Below are 20,459 nucleotides of genomic sequence, written 5' to 3'. Positions count from 1 at the left end.
TCGGCGGCGTCGCGGCATTGGACGACGTGTCGCTCGACATCCACGCGGGCGAGCTGCTCGCGTTGGTGGGCGAGAACGGCGCGGGCAAGTCCAGCCTGATGAACGTCCTGTATGGGCTGTATCACCCAGACGAGGGTGAGATCGCCCTGGACGGCCAGCCGGTGAGCTTCAAGAGCCCTCGGGACGCGATCGCCCGGGGCATCGGCATGGTGCACCAGCACTTCATGCTGGTGCCCACGCTCACGGTGGCCGAGAACGTGGTGCTCGGCCGCGAGCCCACGCGCTGGGGCCGGCTGGATCTGGACCGGGCCTGCGCCCAGGTAGCGGACACCTGCAAGCGCTTCGGCTTCACGCTGGATCCGCGGGCGCCGGTGGACTCGCTCACGGTGGGCTCGCAGCAGAAGGTGGAGATCGTCAAGGCGCTGCACCGCGGCGCGAAGGTGCTCATCCTCGACGAGCCCACCGCCGTGCTCACGCCCCAGGAGGCCGAGGATCTGTTCCGCGTGGCGCGCGGGCTGAAGGAGCAGGGGCACACCGTCGTCTTCATCAGCCACAAGCTGCGCGAGGTGCTCAGCATCGCCGAGCGCATCGCCGTCATGCGCCGGGGCAAGCTGGTGGCCGAGGTGAAGGCGGCGGAGACGACCGTGGACGTGCTGGCCAACCTCATGGTGGGCGAGTCCCGGCCGAGCTCCGCGGTGGTGGCGCCCTACCAGCCACCCTCTGGAGCGGTGGTGCTGGAGGCCCAGGGCCTGAAGGCGCGCGGCGAGGATGGGCGCTCGGCGCTGAACGGGGTGACGCTCAGCGTGCACGCGGGCGAGATCGTCGGCATCGCGGGCGTGGACGGCAACGGGCAGCGGGAGCTGGCCGAGGTGATTACCGGCCTGCGGCCGCTGGAGGAGGGGCACGGGACGTTGCTCGGCAAGCCGCTGAAGGGGCTGTCTGCGTACGAGGCCCGGCGGCGCGGCGTGGGCCACGTGCCGGAGGATCGGCTGCGGCGCGCGGTGGTGAAGGGCATGAGCGTGGAGGAGAACGTGGCGCTCGGCCGGCAGGGCGAGCCGCCCTTCGCGCGAGGCCCATGGCTGGACTTCAAGGGGCGGCGGGAGCGCACGCAGAAGCTGATGGGCGCGTATGACGTGCGGCCCCCGGATCCGCTGCTGCCCATCCAGGCGCTCTCGGGAGGCAACCAGCAGAAGGTGGTGGTGGCGCGCGAGATGGATCCGCGGCCGAAGCTGCTGGTGGTGGTGCAGCCCACGCGCGGGCTGGACATCAGCGCGGTGGCGCAGGTGCACTCGCGGCTCCGCCAGGAGCGGGACAACGGCGGAGGCGTGCTGCTCATCTCATTGGATCTGGAGGAAGTGCTGACGCTGTCGGACCGCGTCTACGTGCTCTTCGAGGGGCGGGTGACGGGCACCTTCACCCGGCAGCAGTACGACGAGCGCGAGATTGGCCGGTGCATGCTGGGAGCGGAGTCAGGCCATGGGTGAGAAGTGGAGATCGGCGCTGCCGTCGATCCTGTCCGTGGCCCTGGCGCTGGTGGTGTGCTGGGTCGCCATCACGATCACTCGGGACGCGCGCACCGCCGGCGAGGCCTACCTGCAGATGCTGTATGGCGGGCTGGGCCAGTGGCCGCGGTTCCTGGAGAGCGGGGATGGGGTGCTCCTCGCCCGGCCGCTGGGTGAGGCCGCGGGCAAGGCGGCGCTGTTGATCCTCACCGGCCTGTCGGTGGCGGTGGCCTTCAAGGCGGGCCTGTTCAACATCGGCGCGCAGGGGCAGATGGTGGTGGGCGCGCTCGCGGCGGCGGTGGTGGGCGCGCAGCTCAGCGCACCCGCGGCCCTGCACATTCCCCTGGCCTTCCTGGCGGCGGCGGTGGCGGGGGGGGCGTGGGCGCTCCTGGCCGCGGCGCTCAAGCTGTGGCGCGGCGTCCACGAGGTCATCTCCACCATCATGCTCAACTGGGTGGCGGTGAGCCTGGTGGACAACTGGCTCGTGGTGGGCCCGCTGCGCGCCGTGGCCGCTGGAGGCCAGTCCGTGGCCGGCACGACGCAGATCCACGCCACCGCGGAGCTTCCCCGGCTGCTGGGAGACATCTCCCGGCTGAACCTGGGCTTCCCCGTGGCGCTGGGCGTGGCCCTGCTCATCTGGGTGTGGCTGACCCGGACGCGGCGAGGCTTCGAGACACGCGCCTCGGGCCTGGGCCCGGACGCGGCGCGGGCCGCGGGCATCTCCGTCAAGCAGCGAGCCGCCGAGGCCATGGCCCTGGCGGGCGCGATGGCGGGGCTGGCCGGCGCGGTGCTCGTGCTGGGCACCGAGTTTCGCTACCCCGGAGTGCTCGGGGCGCCCTACGGGTTCGATGGCATCGCCATCTCGCTCATCGGCAACAACCACCCGCTGGGAGTGATCGTCACGGCGGTCTTCTTCGGGGCCCTGCGCGCGGGCGGGACGCGGATGCAGCTCTTGGGCGTGCACAAGAGCTTCCCGGAGCTCATCCAGGGCCTGGCCCTGCTCTTCGTCGCGGGCCGCCTGGTGTGGCTCACCCTGCTGCGCAAACGCCGCACCCCACCCGCCTCCGCCGAGGTGCCCCGTGCTTGAGATCCTCGAGGCGCTCCTCTACTCCACCCTGGACGCGGCCCCCGCGCTCATCTTCGCCACCCTGGGAGGGGTGCTCTCCGAGCGCGCGGGCGTGGTGAACGTGGGCGTGGAGGGGCAGATGCGCGCAGGCGCCTTCGTCGCCGCGGTGGCGGCCCTGTCCATGCCCACGCCCCTGGGCGTGGTGGTGGGCATGCTGGCGGGCGCGGGGCTCGCCTCGATTCACGGCTACCTGAGCATCCGCTGGCGCTCGGACCAGGTCGTCTCCGGCATGGCCATCAACCTGGTGGCGCTCGCTGGCGGCACCTTCGTCCTGGAGGCGCTCTATAGCCCCAACGGCACGCCGCCCATCGCCCAGCTCCCCCGCTGGCACCTGCCGCTGATTGAGGCCGTGCCCTTCCTGCGAGCCCTCTCGGACCATTCGGGCCTCACGTACCTGGCGCTGGTGCTGCCCCTGGCCTTCCACGCCGTGCTCAACCACACCGCCATCGGCCTGCGGCTGCGCGCCGTGGGAGAGAAGCCCCACGCGGTGGCCACGCTGGGCCTGAGCGTGCCGGGGCTGCGCTGGGGCGCGGTGCTCGGAGGCGGCCTGCTGGCGGGCCTGGGCGGCGCGGTGCTCTCCACCGCCGTGCTGGACCGCTTCGAGCAGCACACCCCCGCGGGGCTGGGCTTCATGGCCCTGGCCGCCATGGTGTTCGGCCGATGGACCCCCCTGGGCGCCTTCGGGGCGGCCTCCTTCTTCGCCTTCGGCAACGCCCTGCGGATAGGCCTGGCCTCCAGCGCCCCCCACATCCTCGAGGTCATCCCCCAGGGCTTCCTGCTCGCGCTGCCCTATGTCCTCACCCTGCTGCTGCTCACCGTGCAGGGCCAGCGCAGCAGTGCTCCCGCCGCGCTCGGCACCCCCTATGAGCAGGAATCCCGCTAATCCCCACCTCCATGCGAGGGGTGCTTAACACCCGGGTCCAGCATGACCAGGATTCACAGTTGACCCACCTCTCAAGTCTGAAGGGTCTTTCCACTCTAGGACGGTGGGTGTAGGTGAGTTCTCGCAAATCCGCGATTTTCCAGGCCTGAAATATTTTTCCGCCCGGAGCTTGCGTGGAAACCGGGGACGGAAAAGCAGGCACGCATCTAGCAGGAGGAATTATACGGTTTGGAACTTCTCCTGCCCGTCCGCCCATGGGGCGGCACTCGGTGGAGGTAGCGAGATGATGGCGAGCCCGGCGACGACGGCAACTGCTCGGAAGACCCTGTCGGTGGAGTCCCAGGCCGAGGTGGCCCCGCCCACGGCCGCGGCCGCGGCCCGGATGGACAACGTCGTCTCGCTGGATGCGTACCTGCGCGAGACGCTGCCGCTGGACTTGAGCGAGCTGACGCAGGACGTGGTGGCGCAGCTGCTCACCGAGGGCCAGCTGGACGGGGTGGACATCCAGTACCACCTGGCGGACGAGGCGGTGAGCGTGGAGCTGCCGCGGCGGCAGTTCGCGCCGATCATCGCGCAGATGGTGAGCACGGCGGCCGCGGCCATGAAGGCGCTGGCGGGCCGGGCGCACGTGCTCCGAGTGATTGTCGAGGCGTCGGATCCGTTCGGGGACTATGGCCCGCGCGTCCGGGTGCAGGACACGGGCGCCAGCGTCATCGTCGAGGACGCGCTGCGACAGACCATCGAGCGCGCGGAGACGCTGGGCGCGAAGCTGACGGTGAAGAACCGCCCCACCGGCGGCAACATCTTCACCGTCGAGCTGCCAGCGGAGCAGGTCCGCTCCTGGTAGCGGCGGCCTAGAAGCGCCAGCCCACGCCCATCAGCGCCTCGAGGGTGAAGTACGCGTCATTGCGCCCTCGGGTGCCCGAGTCCGGGAAGATGGAGGGCCCCATCCGCACGTTGAAGTTCACCTCCAGGCTGCGGTCGATGAAGTACTCCAGCCCTCCTCCCACCAGGAGGGGGAAGACGGGGCCGCCGCCGGTGCCGAAGTAGACGTGGAAGGGCACGTCCAGCGCCAGGTTGAGCATGATGGCGCTGCCCACGGGGATGCCGGCCACCAGGGACACCGGCAGCGCCAGGCCCACGTCCGTGCCTCCATCGTGGAAGTAGAAGAGCGGCCCGGGCTGGAACACGAGCGCCAGGGTGGCCTGCGGAGTGCGCGCCAGCATCAGCCGCACCCAGGCCTGGAACTTCAGGCCCGGCCTCACGAGCTCGACGATGCCTTCCTGCCCGTAGTTGAAGGTGAACTTGCCGCCGAGATCGAACCGGGAGGTGGCCCCGTGCAGCAGGCCCAGCGAGAGGCCCGGCCAGCCGAGCTGCGCGGACAGGACGTTCTGGCCCTGGCCCACGGTGTCACCGGCGAGCAGGGACCAGCCCTGCCCTCGGCCATAGGAGACGCCCTCGTCCTGCGCCAGCGCGGCCGTCGAAGCAAGAACCCAGCAGAGGAACAACCCAGGAACGACACGCTTCACGAAGCACCCTCGGAGAAGGGCCGCGAAGGACGCGGCCAGTGGGAACTGGAACGCGGTTGTACGAGAAGACTCAGGCCGGCTGCCCGCGATCACGCGCGAGTGTCACGAAGGCGTCGATGAGCGCTTGCAGCCGCCCCTCCGCCCGAGAGCGCGCCTGGGCCATCGGCTCGCCGGAGCCCAGCGTCTCCTTCAGCTCGAAGTAGTACTTGATCTTGGGCTCGGTGCCGGAGGGCCGCAGGGTGACGCGGTGGCCGCCCTCCAGCTCGTAGGCGATGACGTTCGAGGGCGGCAGGGTGAGCTTCTCCACCTTCCCGCCCACCCGGGCCTCGCCCTTCTTGTAGTCCTTGCTGCTGCGCACGGCGTACTCGCCCACGCGCGCCGGGGGACTGGCGCGGAAGCCGTCCATGATGCGCGCGATGGTCTGCGCGCCCTCGGCGCCCTTGAACGTGAAGTTGCGCTGGGCCCCAACGAACAGGCCGTGCCGGCGCTGGATCTCCTCCAGGTAGCCGAGCACCGTCGTCCCTCGCGACTCGCACCACGCCGCCAGATCCGCGAACACCAGCGCCGCGCTGATGCCGTCCTTGTCTCGCACCACCGTGCCCACGGTGTAGCCGAGCGCCTCCTCGTAGCCGAAGACGAACTGGACGCTCTCGCCGCGCTCGCGCTCCAGCGCCCGGTTGGCGATCCACTTGAAGCCGGTGAGCACCTCGTCATACGCGGCGCCCAGCTCGTGGGCGATCTGCCCCAGCTGCACCGAGGAGACGATGGTGGTGGCCACATAGGCCCGGGCCTTCTTGGTGCCCTGGGTGAGCAGGTAGTGGCCCAGCAGCACGCCCACCTCGTTGCCGGTGAGCATGCGCAGCTTGCCCGCCGAGTCCCTCACCATCACCGCGAGCCGGTCCGCGTCCGGATCATTGGCGAGCACCAGCTGCGCCTTCTGGCGCTCGGCGGTGGCGATGGAGAGATCCATCGCGCCCGGCTCCTCGGGGTTGGGGAAGCGCACGGTGGGGAAGGCGCCGTCCGGCTGCTGCTGCTCGGCCACGGGGAAGAAGCGCGAGAAGCCCGCCGCATGGATGGCCCGGTCCACCCACACGCCGCCCACGCCGTGCATCGCGGTGTAGACGATGGACAGCGTGTCCGAGCCGCGCCCGTACATCCGCAGCCCGAGGATGGCCTGCAGGTAGGCCTCGCCCACCTCCTTGGGGATGTCCCGCCACAGGCCCTTGGCGCGAGCCTCGGCGGGAGTCAGCAGCCGCACCTGGTTGGCCGGCTCCACCGCGTCGATGGCGGCGGCGATCCCCTTGTCGTGAGGAGGGACGATCTGCGCGCCGTTGCCCCAGTAGACCTTGTAGCCGTTGTACTCGGGCGGGTTGTGGCTGGCGGTGACCATGACCGCCGCGGCGGAGCCCAGGTGCAGCGCGGCGAACGCCGTCAGCGGCGTCGGGGCCAGCGTGGAGAACACCAGCGCGGGGATGCCCTCGGCGGCGAGCACGCAGGCGGTGTCCTCGGCGAACTCGGCGCTCATCCGGCGGCCATCCCGGCCCACCACCACGCCGCGAGTGGCCACCTCCGGCACCTGGGCCTTGAGGTACCGGGCCAGCCCCGCGGTGGTGCGGCGCACCACGGCCCGGTTCATCCGGTTGGGCCCCGCCCCCAGCACGCCGCGCAGGCCCGCGGTGCCGAACTCCAGGTTGCCCGCGAAGCGGTCCGCCAGCTCCGCGTCATCCTCGGCGATCAGCAGCCGCTCCAGCTCCTTGGCCGTGGTGGGGTCCGGATCCGCGCTGCGCCAGATCTCCGCCTGCTTCCTCAGCTCGGTACTGTTCATGTCCCGCCTCCTCTCCACCCGCGAGGGGTGGCCCCGTGTGGCGCGTCAGGTGTAGTCGGTGAGCTTCTTGCGCGTGGGCCCGCCCTTGGGCCGGTCCTTCTTGCCCTGGCACTCCACGCAGTACTCCACATACGGCATGGCCTTGAGCCGGCCATAGGGCAGCGCGTCGCCGCAGTCCTCGCACTCGCCGAAGCTGTCCGGCTCGTTGCGCAGCTTGCCCAGCGCCTTCACCACCCGCGCCAGCACGCCGTCCATGTTCCGGTTCCGGCTCGAGGCGATGGCCTGCATCATCTCGTTGAGCGGCTGCTCGTCCTCGTCCCCGCCCACCTTCGAGTCATCGGTCCGGTTGGGCTCGATCTTCAGCGGCGCCTTGCCGGTGAGCTGGCCGTGCAGCCCGAGCAGCAGCTTGCGCAGTTCCTCTCGCTGGGCATCCGTCACGGTGCTCCCCCGGGCCTCGCGCTCTCAGTACTTCGCGGTGGACTTCTGGCCGGTGATGATGGCCACCGAGGCCGAGGCGCCAATGCGGTTGGCGCCCGCCTGGATCATCTTCATCGCGTCCTCGGACGAGCGCACGCCGCCGGAGGCCTTCACCCCCACGTCATCGCCCACCACCTTGCGCATCAGCGCCACGTCCTCGGCGGTGGCGCCTCCGGAGCTGAAGCCCGTGGACGTCTTCACGAAGGCGGCGCCCGCGGCCTTGGAGAGCGCGCAGCCGACGATCTTCTCCTCGTGCTGGAGCTGGCTCGTCTCGAGGATGACCTTGACCGGGTGCGGGCGGCTGGCCTCCACCACCATGGAGATGTCCTTGAGCACCAGCGCGTAGTCCTTGGCCTTGAGCGCGCCGAGGTTGATCACCATGTCGATCTCCTTCGCGCCGCAGCGGATGGCCTCGCGCGCCTCGAAGGCCTTGGCGCTGGGCAGCGCCGCGCCGAGCGGGAAGCCCACCACGGCGATGGGCACCGTCTTGGAGCCCGCCAGGATTCGCGCCGCCAGCGCCACGTTCACCGAGTTCACGCACACCGTGGCGAACCCGTGCTTGCGCGCCTCCTCGGACAGCTTGATGACCTCTTCCCGGCTGGCCTCGGGCTTGAGCAGCGTGTGATCGATATAGGGCGCGATGTCCGCGCTGGTGCGGATGGACTCGGGCGAGATGCGCGCCGCGCCTGCCTTCACCGCGCCCACCGTGCCGCAGCTGCTCACGTTGGGGCACACGTCGCAGGAGGGCGCACATGATCCGGCGCTCCCATTGTTGCTGGGCCCATCGCCCGCGCGCTGCGCGGAGGAGCTGGAGTCATCCCGGGCCCCGGGTCCGGGAGAGGTGGTGCAGGGCTGCTCCTTGCCTGCTCGGAGGGCTTGCATCCTGCGGCGTACACGGTCGGCGATCTCGTCGACGACCTGGTTCACGTCATCAGCCTCGGCCATGAGGCGGGATGTAGCCCAGAAGGGGGTCCCTCGGGAAGCATTCGGACGAGCCTGCCCGGGTGCTTGCCGGGTGCCTTACAGGGCGCCGCTGGGGCTAGAGTCGCCCTGTGATGGCCCCCTCCCGGCTGCTTAGCCTCCTCGTCCTTCTCCTCGCGACCCTGCCAGCCCTGGCGCAGCCAGCCTCCTCCGGCAAGCCTCTCACGGTGTACTTCCTGGATGTGGGCCAGGGGGACTCCGCGCTCATCGTCTCGCCCACCGGCAAGACGGTGCTGATCGACGGCGGGCCTCCCGAGGCCCGGGAGCGTCTGGCCAGCCGGCTGCGGCAGCTCGTCCATGAGCCGTTGGATCTCGTCATCCTGACGCACCCGCACCTGGATCACCTCGGGGGCCTGAAGGAGGCCATCCAGGCGGTGGGGGCCAAGCGGTTCATGGACTCGGGCTTTGATCACCCGAGCGCGGCGTACCGCGATCTGCTCGACTTCGTGGGCAAGCAGGTGGGCCAGGTGATGTCTCCGGAGCCGAACCCCCAGGCGCCGGACAGCTTCCTCACGGTGGGCCTGGGCGAGGGCGCCGTGCTCACCGTGTACTGGCCGCGCTATCCGCTGGAGCCGTTCCTCAAGAACACGCGCTCGGATCCGAACTCCAATTCCGTTGTCACCCGGCTCAGCTATGGCCGGACGGCGTTCTTCTTCAGTGGGGACTCGGAGCCGGACACCGAGGCGGCCCTGCTCCGCAAGCAGGTGGACTACACCTCCACCGTGCTGAAGGTGGCGCACCACGGCGGGCGGTACTCCTCCACCGAGCCGTTCCTGGCGGCGGTGAAGCCCAAGGCCGCCGTCATCTCCTGCGGCGTGGGCAATGACTACGGCCACCCGACCGCGGAGGCGCTCTCGCGGCTCTCGGCAGTGGGAGCGCACGTGTTCCGCACGGATCAACAGGGTGAAGTCAAAGCCGTGAGCGACGGGAACACCGTCACCCTTCAGGCCGAGAAGGGGGACACCTCCCGCTTCGTCGCTCAGGGCGAGGTGCGGCCCTCCACCGCGAGTGCCAGCTCAGCGCTCACGAGCTCCACGGCCCCGCCGGGCCCTTCGGGCGCGGCGCTGGCCACGGCTCGAGGCAAGGGCACTACCGTCCTGGCCTCGGGGAAGACACCTGCCCCCTCCGAGAGCCCCCCTGCTCCCGCCGCCTTGAGCAACCTGCGCTTCGTGAGCCTCAAGGGCAGCGAGGTCTTCCACCGCGAGGACTGTGCCACCCTCAAGCGGGCGAAGACGAAGGAGCGCACGGTGTACACCAGCCGTGCCGCCGCCGCTCGTGAGCACCGCCCCGCGGAGGACTGCAACCCATGAAAGCGCGCCTGCTGCCACTGCTGGGCCTGCTGCTCGTCACGGCGTGCAAGAAGGAGCCGCCTGCTCCCGCTCCGTCCCCGGCACCTCGCCCCAGCGCGGCGGAGCACTTCCTGGGGAGCGCGCCGGACGGAAAGCTCCACGTCTACTTCTTCGACGTGGGCCAGGGGGACTCCGCGCTCATCGTCTCTCCCGAGGGACGGACTGTCCTGGTGGACGCGGGTCCGGCCTCGGCCGTCAACCACCTGGTCAACCGGCTGCCGGAGCTGCTCGTCACGCGGCTGGATCTCGTGGTCCTCACCCACCCGGCGGCGGACCACTATGGAGCGCTGGACGCGGTCCAGAAGGTGGCCAATCCGCGCCGGCTCCTGGAGCCGCAGCTTCCCGGGACGCCTTCCGAGTATGACGCGCTGCTCACGGCCATCGGCTCGCGAGGGGTGGAGATCTTCTCGCCCGCGCCCAACCCGTCCCAGCCCAAGGAGCTGACGCGCCTGCCGCTGGGCAAGGGCGCGGAGCTGACGGTGCTGTGGCCTCGCGCGCCCAGCGAACCGCTTGTCCCCGGGGAGCCAGCGGCCAACTCCATCGTCCTGCGCCTCACCTATGGAAAGACGTCCGTGCTCTTCGCGGGCGACGCTCGGGCCGAGACGGAGGCGGCGCTGTTGAAGGGCGGAGCGGGGCTGGGCTCCACGCTGCTCAAGGTGGGGGCTCACGGCGCGGACTTCGCCACGAGCGAGGCGTTCCTCCAGGCCGTCAACCCGCGGGCGGCCATCCTCAGCGTGGGCGCGGGCAACAAGCTCGGCATGCCGGCCCCGTCCGTGCTCGATCGGCTGAAGGCCACGAATGCGCACCTGTTCCGCACCGACGAGGATGGCGAGGTGCACGCGGTGAGCGATGGCCAGCAGTTCGTGCTCACCCCGCAGAAGCTCCACCCGGGCGAGGCGCCCACCACCCAATACGCCTTCTCTCCCGAGGCGAAGAACCCCACCCCCGCCGTCCCGCCTCCGCCAGTCCCGGCCGTCGCGAAGCCGGAGCCCGTGAAGGCCGTCCCCGTGAAAGCGGTGAGCGCGAAGGCGGAGGGCGACGTGGACTTCTCTCACTTCAAGAAGGTGGCGAAGGCCGCCCCGGATGACTCCGACGAGCACGCGAGCCACCCAGGCAAGAGGCCAGCGCCAGCGGGCGAGAAGTACTACGCCAGCAAGAACAGCCAGATCTTCCACAAGGCGAGCTGCCGCACCGTCAAGAGGATCTCCCCCCAGAACCTGATCACCTACGACTCCCGTGAAGAGGCCATGCGAGAGCGCAAGCCCTCTGACGATTGCCACCCCTGAGGAGAGCCCCATGCCCAAGGCCACCGTGGATCGCTTCGAGGAAGGACTGGCCGTGCTCGTCGTGGATGGCCGTCAAGTGACCCGGCCTCGGGCCGAGCTGGCGCCCGAGGTGCGCGAGGGGGACGTCATCGATCTCGACACGGGCAAGGTGGATGCCCAGGCCACCGAGGCGCTGCGCGAAGAGGTGCGCAAGGCCCGGAAGCGAGCGAAGAAGAAGCAGGCCCCGCCGGGGAACTTCGACCTCTGAGCCTTCCCTCTCGGGTTTGCCGCGCCCGCGCAACCCCCGAGCGCTTCATGGTTACAGCCCGCGCGAGCTGAGCCGTTGCGGGCTGGATCCCTAGGGTTCTTCTGGCCACAGGGGGTGGGGTGTGAGGCTTGGCCTCATGCCTCGCTTCGTCCCGCTGGCGCTGCTCCTGCTGCTGTCCACCGCGTTGCTCGGCAGCGACTGTGGCGAGCCCGGAGCAGTGCCCCTGGAGGAGCTGCGCGCCGACGTGGCGCCTCCCTTCGACTACAGCCTCTATTGCGATACGGCGGGCAGGTTGGAGGGGGAACGCTCGGCGGTGCTGCTGGTGCACCGCTCCGAGCACCTGGAGCGGGTGTACGCGGATTCGCTGGCGGGGGATGCGCGAGCGCGGGCGTTGTTCGGCCAATTGGAGAGCGCGATCCAGCAGAGCGGGAGCGTGCTGGCGCAAGAAGCGCTGGGCTTCAAGTGCGCCACGGCACCGGCGTGCACGGTGCAGTGGAGCTTCCTGGACGAGTTCATCCCCTCGCGCGGGGCGGGAGGACTGCGCCTGCGAGGACTGCTGGCCGGCAGCTTCTCCCGGCAGGCGAAGCTCCAGGGCGTGCGCAATGCCGTGCTCGACGCGGCGCTGAACGTGCTGGTGGCCGGCACCGCGCTGAAGACGGGCCCTGCGGGCCTGGCGGAGTCGGAAGCAGGAGCGGCCGAGGCGAAAGTTCTTGCGGAGGAAGCGGAGCGGCTGGCCCGAGAGGCCACCCTCGAGCAGCGGGTGGCACTTCCGAGCGCGGAAGGGGCGCTCGCTGCGGAAGAGGCCGCGGCTGAGGCGGCTCGCCTGGCCGAGGCCGAAGCGCTGGAGCCAGGCCCCCGGCAACCGGCCCGCGTGGAGGAGCTCGCACGCTACCGTCCCCAGCGCGGCCGGCCACCTCAGGGAGTGGCCACAGACCACCCGCGGTGGGGCCAGTACGTGGCCTATTGGGAGCGACGGTACGAGGAACTCACGGGCAAGCGGCCTCTGCCCCCAGGCGAGACGGAGACCCAGCCGCCGCTGACCTGGAAGAGCTACGACGCCCTGCTGAGCCGCTTCCAGCGCTCCCTGGAGTTCCAGCGCGGCGTGACACGGGAGATGCAGCAGGAGGCACGAGCAGCGGGTGGGGAGCGGCTGTTGCCACAAGGGATGAAACGCCCGCTGGTAGCGGACAACCTGGGGCTGGCGCACGAGGACAGCGCTTCAATCACCTACTCGGACCAGTTCGTCGTGGATGAGACCACCGTGGGAAAGGGCCGCACGCTTACTGCCCACTCCTACAGTGACAAGCAGCACGACTTCTCCCGCAAGAGCCCAGACGACGCCGTCAAGCAATTCAAGGTGGATGCCGAGGAAGCCAAGACGAAGTATGGAGGCACCGTCGAGGTGCGCAGACGCGGCCACCCGCTCTTCGGGCAGAAGGTCGTCGTCTCTCGGGTGCACATCGTCTATGACGGAACGAACCTCTCGAACGAAATCCGGGAGGCTCTCTTCGAAGAAGCCAAGGATCGTGGAGTTGACCTCCATTTCCATGTCAACGTCCCCTGACGACTGGAACCAGTCCGACGAGCTCATCCTGAAGCTCTTCTCTCCCTTCAACCCGTTTGATCGGGGCTTCGAGGGGCTGGAGCCCGTGCTGAAGGTTATTGAGTCCCTCGATCCGGAACTGCGCCTGGACAAGCTGTATCTCAATCGCCGTCTGAAGTACTCGCGGCAGACGCTCCACAAGCGCTTCCACGAGACAGACAACGCTGGTGGTGTCCGGAGTCTCATGCTGGTGCGCTCCAAGCTGCCCGAAGGCAGGTTGTCGCTCACGGGTTGGGGGCAAGACATCGGTCCCCACTTCTTCGTGACGCTCCACCTGAGGCCCTTCGCCTTCTTTCGCGAATCGGGCCAAGCCGAGAAGCGCGCGGGGCACCTGCTCTCTCTCGTTCGTGCCTTGGCTGCAAGTATCCCCCTGTCCTTTGGCTTGGGCCACAGCTTCACCGAACTCCGCATGGGAACAGACCCAACCGCGGAGGACGTGAGCCTGGCTCGCCCCGTTTACGAGACATTCTGGCTCAACGTCTTCGGCCCGCACATGGTGGAGCGGATCGGCCGCCAGCGCCTGCTCTCCACCCCGTGCTACCTCATGGAGGAGCTGCCCCACGGCGCCTTCCTCTGCCTCACCCGCCCCACTCCCGCGGACTTCGACTCCGAGGAGGCTCGGCTCGCGCAGGCTCGCGCGCTCGTGCACCTGCGCCCCGAGCTCAACCTGGACTCCACCCTCGCTACGCTGCGCCAGCGCTCCCTGGTCTTCTCGCCCATCCCCATCCAGTTCCACCCGGATGTGGCCGAGATCATCATGTGGGAGGTGGACTTCCGAGGCCTCCAGGACAAGCGCCAGAACGTCGAACTCTTCAACCGCTACCGCCCTCCCCCCGTCTCCGAGTGGATCCCCGCCTCACAGGCTCCCGCTCCGGACGTGGCGGATGTGAAGAAGCGCATCAACAGCTACCGCAACCTCTGGGCCGAACAGCTCATCGCCCTGTTCCACAAAGACGTGCCCGCCGTCCTGGACGGCACCCTGGAGGCGTTGCCCCGGCTGGACTGGCGCCTGTGGCACTTCCGCTGGGGAAAAGACATCACCCGCGCGCAGAAGGTCGAGCTCATCACCTTGCTGGGAGCCTGGCTCGGCCACTACCTCGTGAAGATGCTCGGCGGCCAGTGGGTGCCTCGCGAGAACTTCATGGAGTCCGCCGTCATCATCGGCGACCGGGCCTGGCTGCCCTTCCTGCGCGCCGCCCATGCCCTCAACGGGCTCGATGCGCCGCTCGATTACTCCTGCACCCAGTTCTTCCGCGAGGCCCAGCGGTTCGCCCAGCAGCAGGCCCACTGAAGCTCCGGCGACGCCTCGGGCGCTCCGTGCTCCGTCCGCTCACGGCACATCCATGACACTCGGGTCCTTCTTCCAGCGCGCAAGCTGTGCCTCCGACGGGAACCCCTTGAGCCGGTAACGCACGGGGTAGAGCCCCTCCACCGGTGAGAGCAGCGCTCCCACGTCCCGCTCCACCACCTCCCAGCGCACCACCGCCACCGGCGGAGCCTCGGGGCCCTTCTCCGAGTCCATGAAGATGACCATGTCCACGCGCGGCAACAGCGTGTCGCTCCCCCGGATCCACGTCGCCTGGCTGAAGACATTGCCGTGCTCGTCCTGATAGGGAATGAACTCGGCCACGAAGACGTCCACGCCTTGCTGCTGGTTCCGCTGATCCAGCTCCGCGCCCTGGGCGGCGTAGTCGCGCTGCTGGCTCTCCACCAGGAGCTTGCGGAAGGCCGGCCAGGACTTGCTCCCCTTGGGAGGAAGGAATGGCACCCAGCCCTGGGCCGTCCTGCGCAAGGCTCGCCCATCCACCGGGCGCGGCGCCTCGTAGGCCGCCAGGGCCCACTCGGCCACCTTGAACAGCCCCTCGTCGTCCTTCGAGCCCGTCACGAGCAGTTCGTCCCGGTTGGGCACCAGCACGACAGGCTCGCCTTGCACCGGACAGCGGCCCACCACCTCGTCCAGCACCAGGCGCGACGAGGCATAGCTGTCCCCCCACCGGGCGCGGCACGTCCCTGGAGCCAGCGTCTCCAGGTCCTCCGAGCTCTTTCGGCGCAGGTTCTCCAGAGCGTCAGCGGAGGCCTGCTCGAAGGTGGCTCCCCACTTTGAGAGATCCTCGGGGCTGACGTACTTCATGGCCTCCTCTGTATCGAGCACGAGCGCCACGCTCAGCACCTCGCCCAGGGGCCGCCAGACCACGGGCACCTCGCCGCTCCCCACTCCCCCGTCCTTGGGGCTACCGAGCTCCCCCAGCTTGAGCAGCTCGAAGTAGGAGCGCGGGCGCACCACCGGCAGGAGCGCGGAGCGCGCCGCGGCATACGTCGTGGGGCCCTTCGGCTGCGAAGCGCTGAAGCGCGCCAGCCGTTCCAGCGCGTGCATGCGCTGTTCGGGGGGGCTGGCACGGTACTCGTCATAGAAGTTGCTGAGCGAGATCGTCAGGGCTGACTGGCCCTCGAGCTCCGGCACGTGGAGGGTGAAGTGCTCTGGATCGTACCGCAGCTCACCGCGGACGCCCGCGGCTCTCATGGCCTCCAGGGCATGCTGGGCAAACTCATCCGCCTCGCGCTGCGTGGGAGCCACGCTCGCGGGCGGCGAACCCGCCGGGTCCTGGAGCGGTTCAGCCCTCATGCTCACGTACCACAGCCCCAGCACCAAGGCCCCGGTGAGCAGCCCCAGCCCCACACCTCTCCTGCGCCAGTTCCGTTCCATGCACTGCCTCGATTCACGAAGCGCGGGCGCGCGGGAGCAGCACCACGAGCAGCAGGGCGCTCAGCGCCGCGAGGATCCCCGCCGCGAGGAAGGCGGAGGAGCTCCCCCAGCGCGTCCACACCGCTCCGAAGAGCAGCCCCGCCACCAGGGACGCGCCTCCCGTCAGCGCGTTGAACAGACCGAACGAGCGCCCCCGCGCCGACGCCGGCACCAGCGAGGCGAGCAGCGACTTCTCCGCCCCCTCCGAGAGCGCGTAATACAGCCCATACACGCTCATGACGATCAGCGTGCCCGTCAACCCGTGCACCCACGAGAGCGCCACGTAGCTCAGCGCGTAGAGCACCCACCCCGTCATCACCAGCCGCGCGGCGCCGAGCCGATCCGCCAGCCACCCCGCCGGATAGGAGACGGCCGCCTTCACCACGTGCAGCAGCAGCCATCCCAGCGGCAGGAGCGCCGGGCTGGCGCCCTCCTCGCTCAGCTTGAGCAGGATGAACGCATCCGTGGAGTTGGCGATCCCAAAGAGCGCCACCGGGACGAGGTAGTACGCCAGCCGCCTCGGCACAGGCTCGCGAGCCGTGCCACTGGCTTGCGCGGGGGGCGGCTCACGCTCCGGCTCGGAGGCCAGGAGGATGGCCAGCACGCCCAGAAAGCCCGGCACCGCCGCCACGAGGAATACCTGCTCCGCCTTCAGCCCGGCCGCCACGAGCAGCAGCGCCGCCAGCGAACCGAGCGCCGCTCCCGCATGGTCCATGCCCTGGTGGAAGCTGAAGGCGCGGCCCCTCATGCCCTCGGACACCGTGTGGGCGATGATCGCGTCGCGCGGGCTGCTGCGCACGCCCTTGCCCACCCGATCCAACGAGCGAATCAAGAGCGGCTGCCAGACCTGGGTGATGAAGGCCATCATCGGCCGGGCCAGGCTCGACACCCCGTACCCCAGCAGCACCAGCGGCTTGAGCTTCCGCGCCCGGTCCGCCCACGCGCCCGACTGGTACTTGAGCAGCGCGGACACCAGGTCCGCCAGCCCCTCCATCGTGCCCAGCAGCAGCGGCACCGCCGGCAGCCTCGCCGCGAGGAACGCCGGCAGCAGCGGGAAGATCATCTCGCCGCTCACGTCCGTCAGCAGCGACACCAGGCCGAGCACCACCACCGTGCGCGGCAGCCGGCTCGACGTCCGCGCCGGTGGACTAGCGGCGCGGTCCAAGTCCCGCCTTCTTGCGCGCCTCGAGCAGCTTCTGCACGTCCGCCGGCGCCAGCGGCTGCACCGTGCCCAGCGAGCGCGCGGCCATCAGGATCTTCGCGTAGTGCTCCACGAGCTCCATCCGCAGCAGCGCCTGCGTCAGATCCTCGCCCAGGGTGAGGGCGCCGTTGCCAGTCATCAGGAAGGCGTCGTACTCGGAGGCCGCGGCCTCCACGCGCTTGACGCCCTCGGGATCCCTCGGCAGCGCGCGCTGCAGCGTGGGCACCCGGTCTCCCAGCGACACCACCATCTCCGGCAGCGCGATGGGCGACAGCTCCTGCCCCACCAGCCCGAACGCCGTGGCCACCGGCGGGTGCGCGTGCAGCACCACCATGGCCTCCGGACGCGCCCGGTAGATGGCCAGGTGCAGCTCCAGCTCGCTGAAGGGCTTGCGCCGCCCCTCCAGCACCTTGCCCTGCGCGTCCACCAGCAGCAGCGACGCGTCGTCGATGTCCCGCTTGGACACCGCCGTGCAGGTGATCAAGAACCGCTCGCCCTTGAGCCGCACCGAGACGTTGCCGTCGTGGTTGGCCACCCAGCCGTTCTCGTGCATGCGGCGCGACGTGTCCACCACGTCCGCCCGAAGCTTCGGCAGCGGCACGAACCCTTCGCTCACGCGTCCACCCCGTCCACCACTCCCACAATCAGCGAGCGGATGGGCAGCGTCTTGTCTCCGAGGATCTGCCGCACCCCGGTGCCCTCGCGCATCACCAGCACCACGTCCCCCGGCCCCGCCGAGGAGGTGTGGTCCACGGCGATGAAGCTCTTGCCCTGGGGCTGCTGCTTCTCATCCAGCGGCTGCACCACCATCAGCTTGCGGCCCTCGAAGGCCGGGTGCTTCAGGGTGGAGGTGATGCTGCCGAGCACCTTGCACAGGTTCATACGTCCACCGCGTCCACGATGCCGACGATCGCGGCGTCCACCGGCACGAACCAGGGCTCCAGCGCGAGCGCCGCCTCGCGGCTGCCCACCAGGTACACCAGCTCGCCGCGGCCCGCGGACACCGTGTCCACGGCCACCTCGGGGCTGCCCATGGGCTCGCGCTTGTGGTCCAACGGCTGGACCACGAGCAAGCGCTTGCCCTCGAGCCCCTCGTACTTCCGCTCGCACACCACCGTGCCAAGGACGCGTCCCAGGTACATAAGCGCCTGTTACATCGCCCCAGAGGAGAGAACCAGGGGGATCTCCAGATCCACCTCGCCCGAGCCGTCATCCGTCTTGAAGGCCGGGAACACCATCCGCTTGGCGCTCTTCTTGATGCAGTCGCCCACGTTCGAGGCGTCCAGCTCCTTGCGGTCCAGCTTGGCGCTCTTCACCACGCCCGAGGTGCCCACGGTGGCCACCAGCACCACCTTGCCGCCCTTGAAGGACGGGTTCTTGCGCAGCTCCGTCTCCACGCAACCCTGGAAGGCGCCCTGGGACTTCTCCACCACCTTCTGGATGTCCTCGGCCGGCGGCCCGCCCGTGCTCGCCGCGTCCTTGGGCGCCACCTCGGTGTCCTTGCGCACCGTGGGGTTGACCTCCGTCTTCGCCCCATCCCCCATGAGCGCCTGGAGCTCCTCGGGGGAACGGCCCGTGCCCGGCGCCGCCTTCGTCTCCTCCGGAGAGCCCTGCTCGGGCTTGGGCGCGGCGCCGCCCGGCTGCGGCTTCTTGTCGTTGGTGGCCGGCGCGGGAGCCGGAGCCGGAGCCGGAGGCTTCTGGGTCCCCAGCAGCCGATCCCGCAGCTCGCTGCGGCCCTCGCCCGAGAACAGCAGGGACTTCTCCACCGTCTGCCCCTGCGCGTTCACCACCTTCACCTTCGGCACGAAGTTCAGGGTGTCCAGCGCGAACGCCCCGCCCACCACGATGAAGAGGGGGATCAGAATGAAGAGCGCCACCTTCCACACCGGGTTGCGCTTCTTCACGCCCGACTTCGCCACGTAGTAGTTCGTGTCCTCGACGGGCTTCCGCTCGCCCTTGGCACCTCGCACCGACGCCAGCGGATCCGTGTTGTCTCCCGTGACGACCGTGGACGGCTCGGCCTCATCCATCTGCTCGTTCTTGTCCGGCAGATCCAGATCCGAGAACAGATCATCGCCCACCCCCGCGTTGCTGCTCGCCGCACGCGCCGCGGGCTGCTCGGGCTCCGGCTCGTCCCACGCGGGCTGATCCTCTTGCTGGGCCTCGGGCTGCTGCGCCGAGTCCTCCCACGCGGGCTGCTCCTCTTGATAGGCCTCGGGCTGCTGCGCCGAGTCCTCCCACGCGGGCTGCTCCTCCTGCTGCGGCTGAGGCTCGGGCTCCATGTCCCAGGCCGCCTGCTGGCGCTGCGCCTGCCGCTGCTGAGGCTGGGCGGCGGCGGCGGCGGGCACCGGATCCAGATCCCACGCCTCCTTCGTCGCCGGAGCGCGCCCCACCGTGGTGGGCACGTCGTCCCAGGATTGATCCGCCTGGGGCTCCGGCTCCGGCTGGGCTCGCGCGGCGGCGCCACGCTGGCCTCGCATGGCCACGGTGGCGGGCTCGGCGTCCAGCGCGGGGGCGGGGGCGGGCGCGGGGGGCGCGGCGAACACGTTGGCGAGCTCCGGAATGTCCGAGCCTCGCTTCCAGTCGGCCATGCCCTGCTGCCAGAAGAAGCTGCGCGCGTTGGCGGCGCCGCTCTCCACGAGCGCCTGCAGGCCGGCCTCGTCCAGCGGGCCCTCCTGCTTGCTCTTCACCATCACGAACCAGGGAGCGCTCGGCGGGCGCCCGGGGGCGGCCCGGGTGGGCTCGTTCTCCCAGGGGTTGGCGCTGGCCACGGGCGCGGCGGCGGCCATGGCTCGCTCCTGCTCCCGGATCTTCTCCACGTCCGCGAGAGACACCACGCGGGTGCTCTCCTCCATCTCAAAGGGCGGACCCTGGACCGAGATCAGGTTCTGGCAGTTCTTACAACGGACCTTGACGGTCTTCCCGCGGACCTTTTCGTCCGCGATGGAGTACCGCCTCTGACAATTGTCACACGAGAAGTTCAATGGAGCGACCGATGCGCGCTGGGGAAACGGGTGGGGGATGCTACTCCAGAAGGTACAGGTGCAAAACGTCCCGTTGACACGTTCGCGAGGGACAACTACACACCCGCGCCTTGGGTTTCAGCTTTCCTCGTTTCCAGAAGGTGGCGAGATGCCGGCGAAGGACCTCGGATCAAAGTACGTCTGCTTCAAGTGCAGCACGAAGTTCTATGACATGAAGAAGCCGGATCCGCTCTGCCCGAAATGCGGCGCGGACCAGCGCGAGAGCCCGGCCCTCAAGCCGGCCTCCGAGGGGCGCCGTGGCCGCCTGGCCGCTGCTCCGAAGGTCATTGAGCCGGAGCCGGAGGAGCCCGAGGCCGCCGAGGAGGAGGAGGATCTCGACTCCTTCGACGACGACGCGGCGGAAGAGCCGGCCGAGGAAGAGGACATCTAACCGGGGGGGTCCTCCCCACCCCAGCCTGTCCTCAGGGTGATGACGGGGCCCCAGAAAGAGGGGCCTCGCGGGCAGAGCCCCCTCTTAGCGAGCGGGGCCCGGCACGCCATACCCCTACAGGGGCCTGTTCAGTTTTCGGACACCAGCTTCATCTCGACCAGGACGCGACGGATCTGCTCGTACAGCGTCGGTCCCATGGCCTGCATCCCCACCGGGCGTGGCGCCTTGGTGTCCTCGGTGCGGATGTCAGCCCCGGTCTGTGCGTTCTTCTTGGCTTGCATGCGGGCTTTCTC

General features: G+C 69.7%; 21 protein-coding genes. 10 read left to right on the top strand and 11 right to left on the bottom strand.

Annotation, left to right across the window (positions count from 1 at the left end; translation table 11 throughout):
- The first annotated feature begins 26 nt into the window (after nt 1-26).
- From ACJ8AT_RS02545 to ACJ8AT_RS02530, 4 genes are all read left to right on the top strand, one after another.
- Nucleotides 27-1,484: an ABC transporter ATP-binding protein gene (locus ACJ8AT_RS02545; RefSeq protein ID WP_407735922.1), complete on the top strand. Its 1,458-nt coding sequence runs from the start codon at nt 27-29 to the stop codon at nt 1,482-1,484.
- On the top strand, nt 1,477-2,589 hold the full coding sequence (locus tag ACJ8AT_RS02540) for an ABC transporter permease (protein ID WP_407735921.1): 1,113 nt from the start codon (nt 1,477-1,479) through the stop codon (nt 2,587-2,589). Before ACJ8AT_RS02545 ends, ACJ8AT_RS02540 begins: the two co-directional genes overlap by 8 nt.
- The gene (locus ACJ8AT_RS02535; protein WP_407735920.1) at nt 2,582-3,511 is read left to right on the top strand and encodes an ABC transporter permease; all 930 of its coding nucleotides are present in this window, start codon (nt 2,582-2,584) and stop codon (nt 3,509-3,511) included. Before ACJ8AT_RS02540 ends, ACJ8AT_RS02535 begins: the two co-directional genes overlap by 8 nt.
- A 283-nt stretch (nt 3,512-3,794) precedes the next feature.
- Entirely contained in the window at nt 3,795-4,358 is a 564-nt protein-coding gene (locus ACJ8AT_RS02530; protein WP_407735919.1) for an ATP-binding protein, read from the top strand.
- Nucleotides 4,359-4,365: 7 nt separating this feature from the next.
- Here the strand turns inward: ACJ8AT_RS02530 and ACJ8AT_RS02525 are convergent, their stop codons facing one another.
- The 4 genes from ACJ8AT_RS02525 to deoC form a co-directional block, all read right to left on the bottom strand.
- On the bottom strand, nt 4,366-5,040 hold the full coding sequence (locus ACJ8AT_RS02525) for a hypothetical protein (protein WP_407735918.1): 675 nt from the start codon (nt 5,038-5,040) through the stop codon (nt 4,366-4,368).
- Between the two features lie 70 nt (nt 5,041-5,110).
- Nucleotides 5,111-6,865, bottom strand: a complete 1,755-nt coding sequence (locus tag ACJ8AT_RS02520; protein WP_407735917.1) for a phospho-sugar mutase — start codon at nt 6,863-6,865, stop codon at nt 5,111-5,113.
- Nucleotides 6,866-6,910: 45 nt separating this feature from the next.
- Nucleotides 6,911-7,303, bottom strand: coding sequence for a TraR/DksA family transcriptional regulator (locus ACJ8AT_RS02515; protein WP_407735916.1), 393 nt, complete (start codon nt 7,301-7,303; stop codon nt 6,911-6,913).
- 24 nt (nt 7,304-7,327) lie between these two features.
- On the bottom strand, nt 7,328-8,287 hold the full coding sequence (gene deoC / locus ACJ8AT_RS02510; RefSeq protein WP_407735915.1) for a deoxyribose-phosphate aldolase: 960 nt from the start codon (nt 8,285-8,287) through the stop codon (nt 7,328-7,330).
- Between the two features lie 110 nt (nt 8,288-8,397).
- On the opposite strand from deoC, the gene ACJ8AT_RS02505 reads away from it, so the two are divergent.
- From ACJ8AT_RS02505 to ACJ8AT_RS02485, 5 genes are all read left to right on the top strand, one after another.
- Nucleotides 8,398-9,633 carry a ComEC/Rec2 family competence protein gene (locus ACJ8AT_RS02505; RefSeq protein ID WP_407735914.1) on the top strand — a complete coding sequence of 412 codons (1,236 nt, stop codon included), beginning with the start codon at nt 8,398-8,400 and terminating at the stop codon, nt 9,631-9,633.
- Nucleotides 9,630-10,958, top strand: a complete 1,329-nt coding sequence (locus ACJ8AT_RS02500; RefSeq protein ID WP_407735913.1) for a ComEC/Rec2 family competence protein — start codon at nt 9,630-9,632, stop codon at nt 10,956-10,958. The genes ACJ8AT_RS02505 and ACJ8AT_RS02500 overlap by 4 nt, the downstream gene beginning before the upstream one ends.
- 10 nt (nt 10,959-10,968) lie before the next feature.
- Nucleotides 10,969-11,205: a DUF3006 domain-containing protein gene (locus tag ACJ8AT_RS02495; RefSeq protein WP_407735912.1), complete on the top strand. Its 237-nt coding sequence runs from the start codon at nt 10,969-10,971 to the stop codon at nt 11,203-11,205.
- A 136-nt stretch (nt 11,206-11,341) separates the two neighbouring features.
- Nucleotides 11,342-12,769 carry a hypothetical protein gene (locus tag ACJ8AT_RS02490; RefSeq protein ID WP_407735911.1) on the top strand — a complete coding sequence of 476 codons (1,428 nt, stop codon included), beginning with the start codon at nt 11,342-11,344 and terminating at the stop codon, nt 12,767-12,769.
- Nucleotides 12,753-14,099, top strand: coding sequence for a hypothetical protein (locus ACJ8AT_RS02485; RefSeq protein WP_407735910.1), 1,347 nt, complete (start codon nt 12,753-12,755; stop codon nt 14,097-14,099). The genes ACJ8AT_RS02490 and ACJ8AT_RS02485 overlap by 17 nt, the downstream gene beginning before the upstream one ends.
- Before the next feature lie 39 nt (nt 14,100-14,138).
- Here the strand turns inward: ACJ8AT_RS02485 and ACJ8AT_RS02480 are convergent, their stop codons facing one another.
- The 6 genes from ACJ8AT_RS02480 to ACJ8AT_RS02455 are packed head-to-tail and all read right to left on the bottom strand — an operon-like array spanning nt 14,139 to nt 19,736.
- Nucleotides 14,139-15,512, bottom strand: a complete 1,374-nt coding sequence (locus ACJ8AT_RS02480; RefSeq protein ID WP_407735909.1) for a hypothetical protein — start codon at nt 15,510-15,512, stop codon at nt 14,139-14,141.
- A gap of 13 nt (nt 15,513-15,525) precedes the next feature.
- Nucleotides 15,526-16,716: an MFS transporter gene (locus tag ACJ8AT_RS02475; protein ID WP_407735908.1), complete on the bottom strand. Its 1,191-nt coding sequence runs from the start codon at nt 16,714-16,716 to the stop codon at nt 15,526-15,528.
- Nucleotides 16,700-17,368: a class II aldolase/adducin family protein gene (locus ACJ8AT_RS02470; RefSeq protein WP_407735907.1), complete on the bottom strand. Its 669-nt coding sequence runs from the start codon at nt 17,366-17,368 to the stop codon at nt 16,700-16,702. Before ACJ8AT_RS02470 ends, ACJ8AT_RS02475 begins: the two co-directional genes overlap by 17 nt.
- Complete coding sequence (locus ACJ8AT_RS02465; RefSeq protein WP_407735906.1) at nt 17,365-17,634, bottom strand: EutN/CcmL family microcompartment protein; 270 nt, start codon at nt 17,632-17,634, stop codon at nt 17,365-17,367. The genes ACJ8AT_RS02470 and ACJ8AT_RS02465 overlap by 4 nt, the downstream gene beginning before the upstream one ends.
- Nucleotides 17,631-17,894: a EutN/CcmL family microcompartment protein gene (locus ACJ8AT_RS02460; RefSeq protein WP_407735905.1), complete on the bottom strand. Its 264-nt coding sequence runs from the start codon at nt 17,892-17,894 to the stop codon at nt 17,631-17,633. The genes ACJ8AT_RS02465 and ACJ8AT_RS02460 overlap by 4 nt, the downstream gene beginning before the upstream one ends.
- Before the next feature lie 9 nt (nt 17,895-17,903).
- A complete protein-coding gene (locus ACJ8AT_RS02455; protein ID WP_407735904.1) occupies nt 17,904-19,736 on the bottom strand; it encodes an AgmX/PglI C-terminal domain-containing protein in 1,833 nt (610 codons plus the stop codon).
- A 148-nt stretch (nt 19,737-19,884) separates the two neighbouring features.
- On the opposite strand from ACJ8AT_RS02455, the gene ACJ8AT_RS02450 reads away from it, so the two are divergent.
- The gene (locus tag ACJ8AT_RS02450; protein ID WP_407735903.1) at nt 19,885-20,166 is read left to right on the top strand and encodes an FYDLN acid domain-containing protein; all 282 of its coding nucleotides are present in this window, start codon (nt 19,885-19,887) and stop codon (nt 20,164-20,166) included.
- Between the two features lie 128 nt (nt 20,167-20,294).
- Here the strand turns inward: ACJ8AT_RS02450 and ACJ8AT_RS02445 are convergent, their stop codons facing one another.
- Nucleotides 20,295-20,447: a hypothetical protein gene (locus ACJ8AT_RS02445; protein WP_407735902.1), complete on the bottom strand. Its 153-nt coding sequence runs from the start codon at nt 20,445-20,447 to the stop codon at nt 20,295-20,297.
- Nucleotides 20,448-20,459 lie beyond the last annotated feature (12 nt).

This window comes from Hyalangium sp. (assembly GCF_045802625.1).
Classification (GTDB): Bacteria; Myxococcota; Myxococcia; order Myxococcales; family Myxococcaceae; genus Hyalangium.
The sequence above is the reverse complement of the archived record's forward strand: the minus strand, read 5'-3'. Positions and strand labels throughout refer to the sequence as shown.

Excerpts from the sequence above, each read along its gene's own strand:
- ACJ8AT_RS02500 (WP_407735913.1), top strand. The coding sequence starts at position 9,630 with ATGAAAGCGCGCCTGCTGCCACTGCTGGGCCTGCTGCTCGTCACGGCG.
- ACJ8AT_RS02460 (WP_407735905.1), bottom strand. The coding sequence starts at position 17,894 with ATGTACCTGGGACGCGTCCTTGGCACGGTGGTGTGCGAGCGGAAGTAC.
- ACJ8AT_RS02490 (WP_407735911.1), top strand. The coding sequence starts at position 11,342 with ATGCCTCGCTTCGTCCCGCTGGCGCTGCTCCTGCTGCTGTCCACCGCG.
- ACJ8AT_RS02520 (WP_407735917.1), bottom strand. The coding sequence starts at position 6,865 with ATGAACAGTACCGAGCTGAGGAAGCAGGCGGAGATCTGGCGCAGCGCG.
- ACJ8AT_RS02485 (WP_407735910.1), top strand. The coding sequence starts at position 12,753 with ATGTCAACGTCCCCTGACGACTGGAACCAGTCCGACGAGCTCATCCTG.
- ACJ8AT_RS02540 (WP_407735921.1), top strand. The coding sequence starts at position 1,477 with ATGGGTGAGAAGTGGAGATCGGCGCTGCCGTCGATCCTGTCCGTGGCC.
- deoC (WP_407735915.1), bottom strand. The coding sequence starts at position 8,287 with ATGGCCGAGGCTGATGACGTGAACCAGGTCGTCGACGAGATCGCCGAC.
- ACJ8AT_RS02465 (WP_407735906.1), bottom strand. The coding sequence starts at position 17,634 with ATGAACCTGTGCAAGGTGCTCGGCAGCATCACCTCCACCCTGAAGCAC.
- ACJ8AT_RS02505 (WP_407735914.1), top strand. The coding sequence starts at position 8,398 with ATGGCCCCCTCCCGGCTGCTTAGCCTCCTCGTCCTTCTCCTCGCGACC.
- ACJ8AT_RS02495 (WP_407735912.1), top strand. The coding sequence starts at position 10,969 with ATGCCCAAGGCCACCGTGGATCGCTTCGAGGAAGGACTGGCCGTGCTC.
- ACJ8AT_RS02480 (WP_407735909.1), bottom strand. The coding sequence starts at position 15,512 with ATGGAACGGAACTGGCGCAGGAGAGGTGTGGGGCTGGGGCTGCTCACC.
- ACJ8AT_RS02450 (WP_407735903.1), top strand. The coding sequence starts at position 19,885 with ATGCCGGCGAAGGACCTCGGATCAAAGTACGTCTGCTTCAAGTGCAGC.
- ACJ8AT_RS02445 (WP_407735902.1), bottom strand. The coding sequence starts at position 20,447 with ATGCAAGCCAAGAAGAACGCACAGACCGGGGCTGACATCCGCACCGAG.
- ACJ8AT_RS02530 (WP_407735919.1), top strand. The coding sequence starts at position 3,795 with ATGATGGCGAGCCCGGCGACGACGGCAACTGCTCGGAAGACCCTGTCG.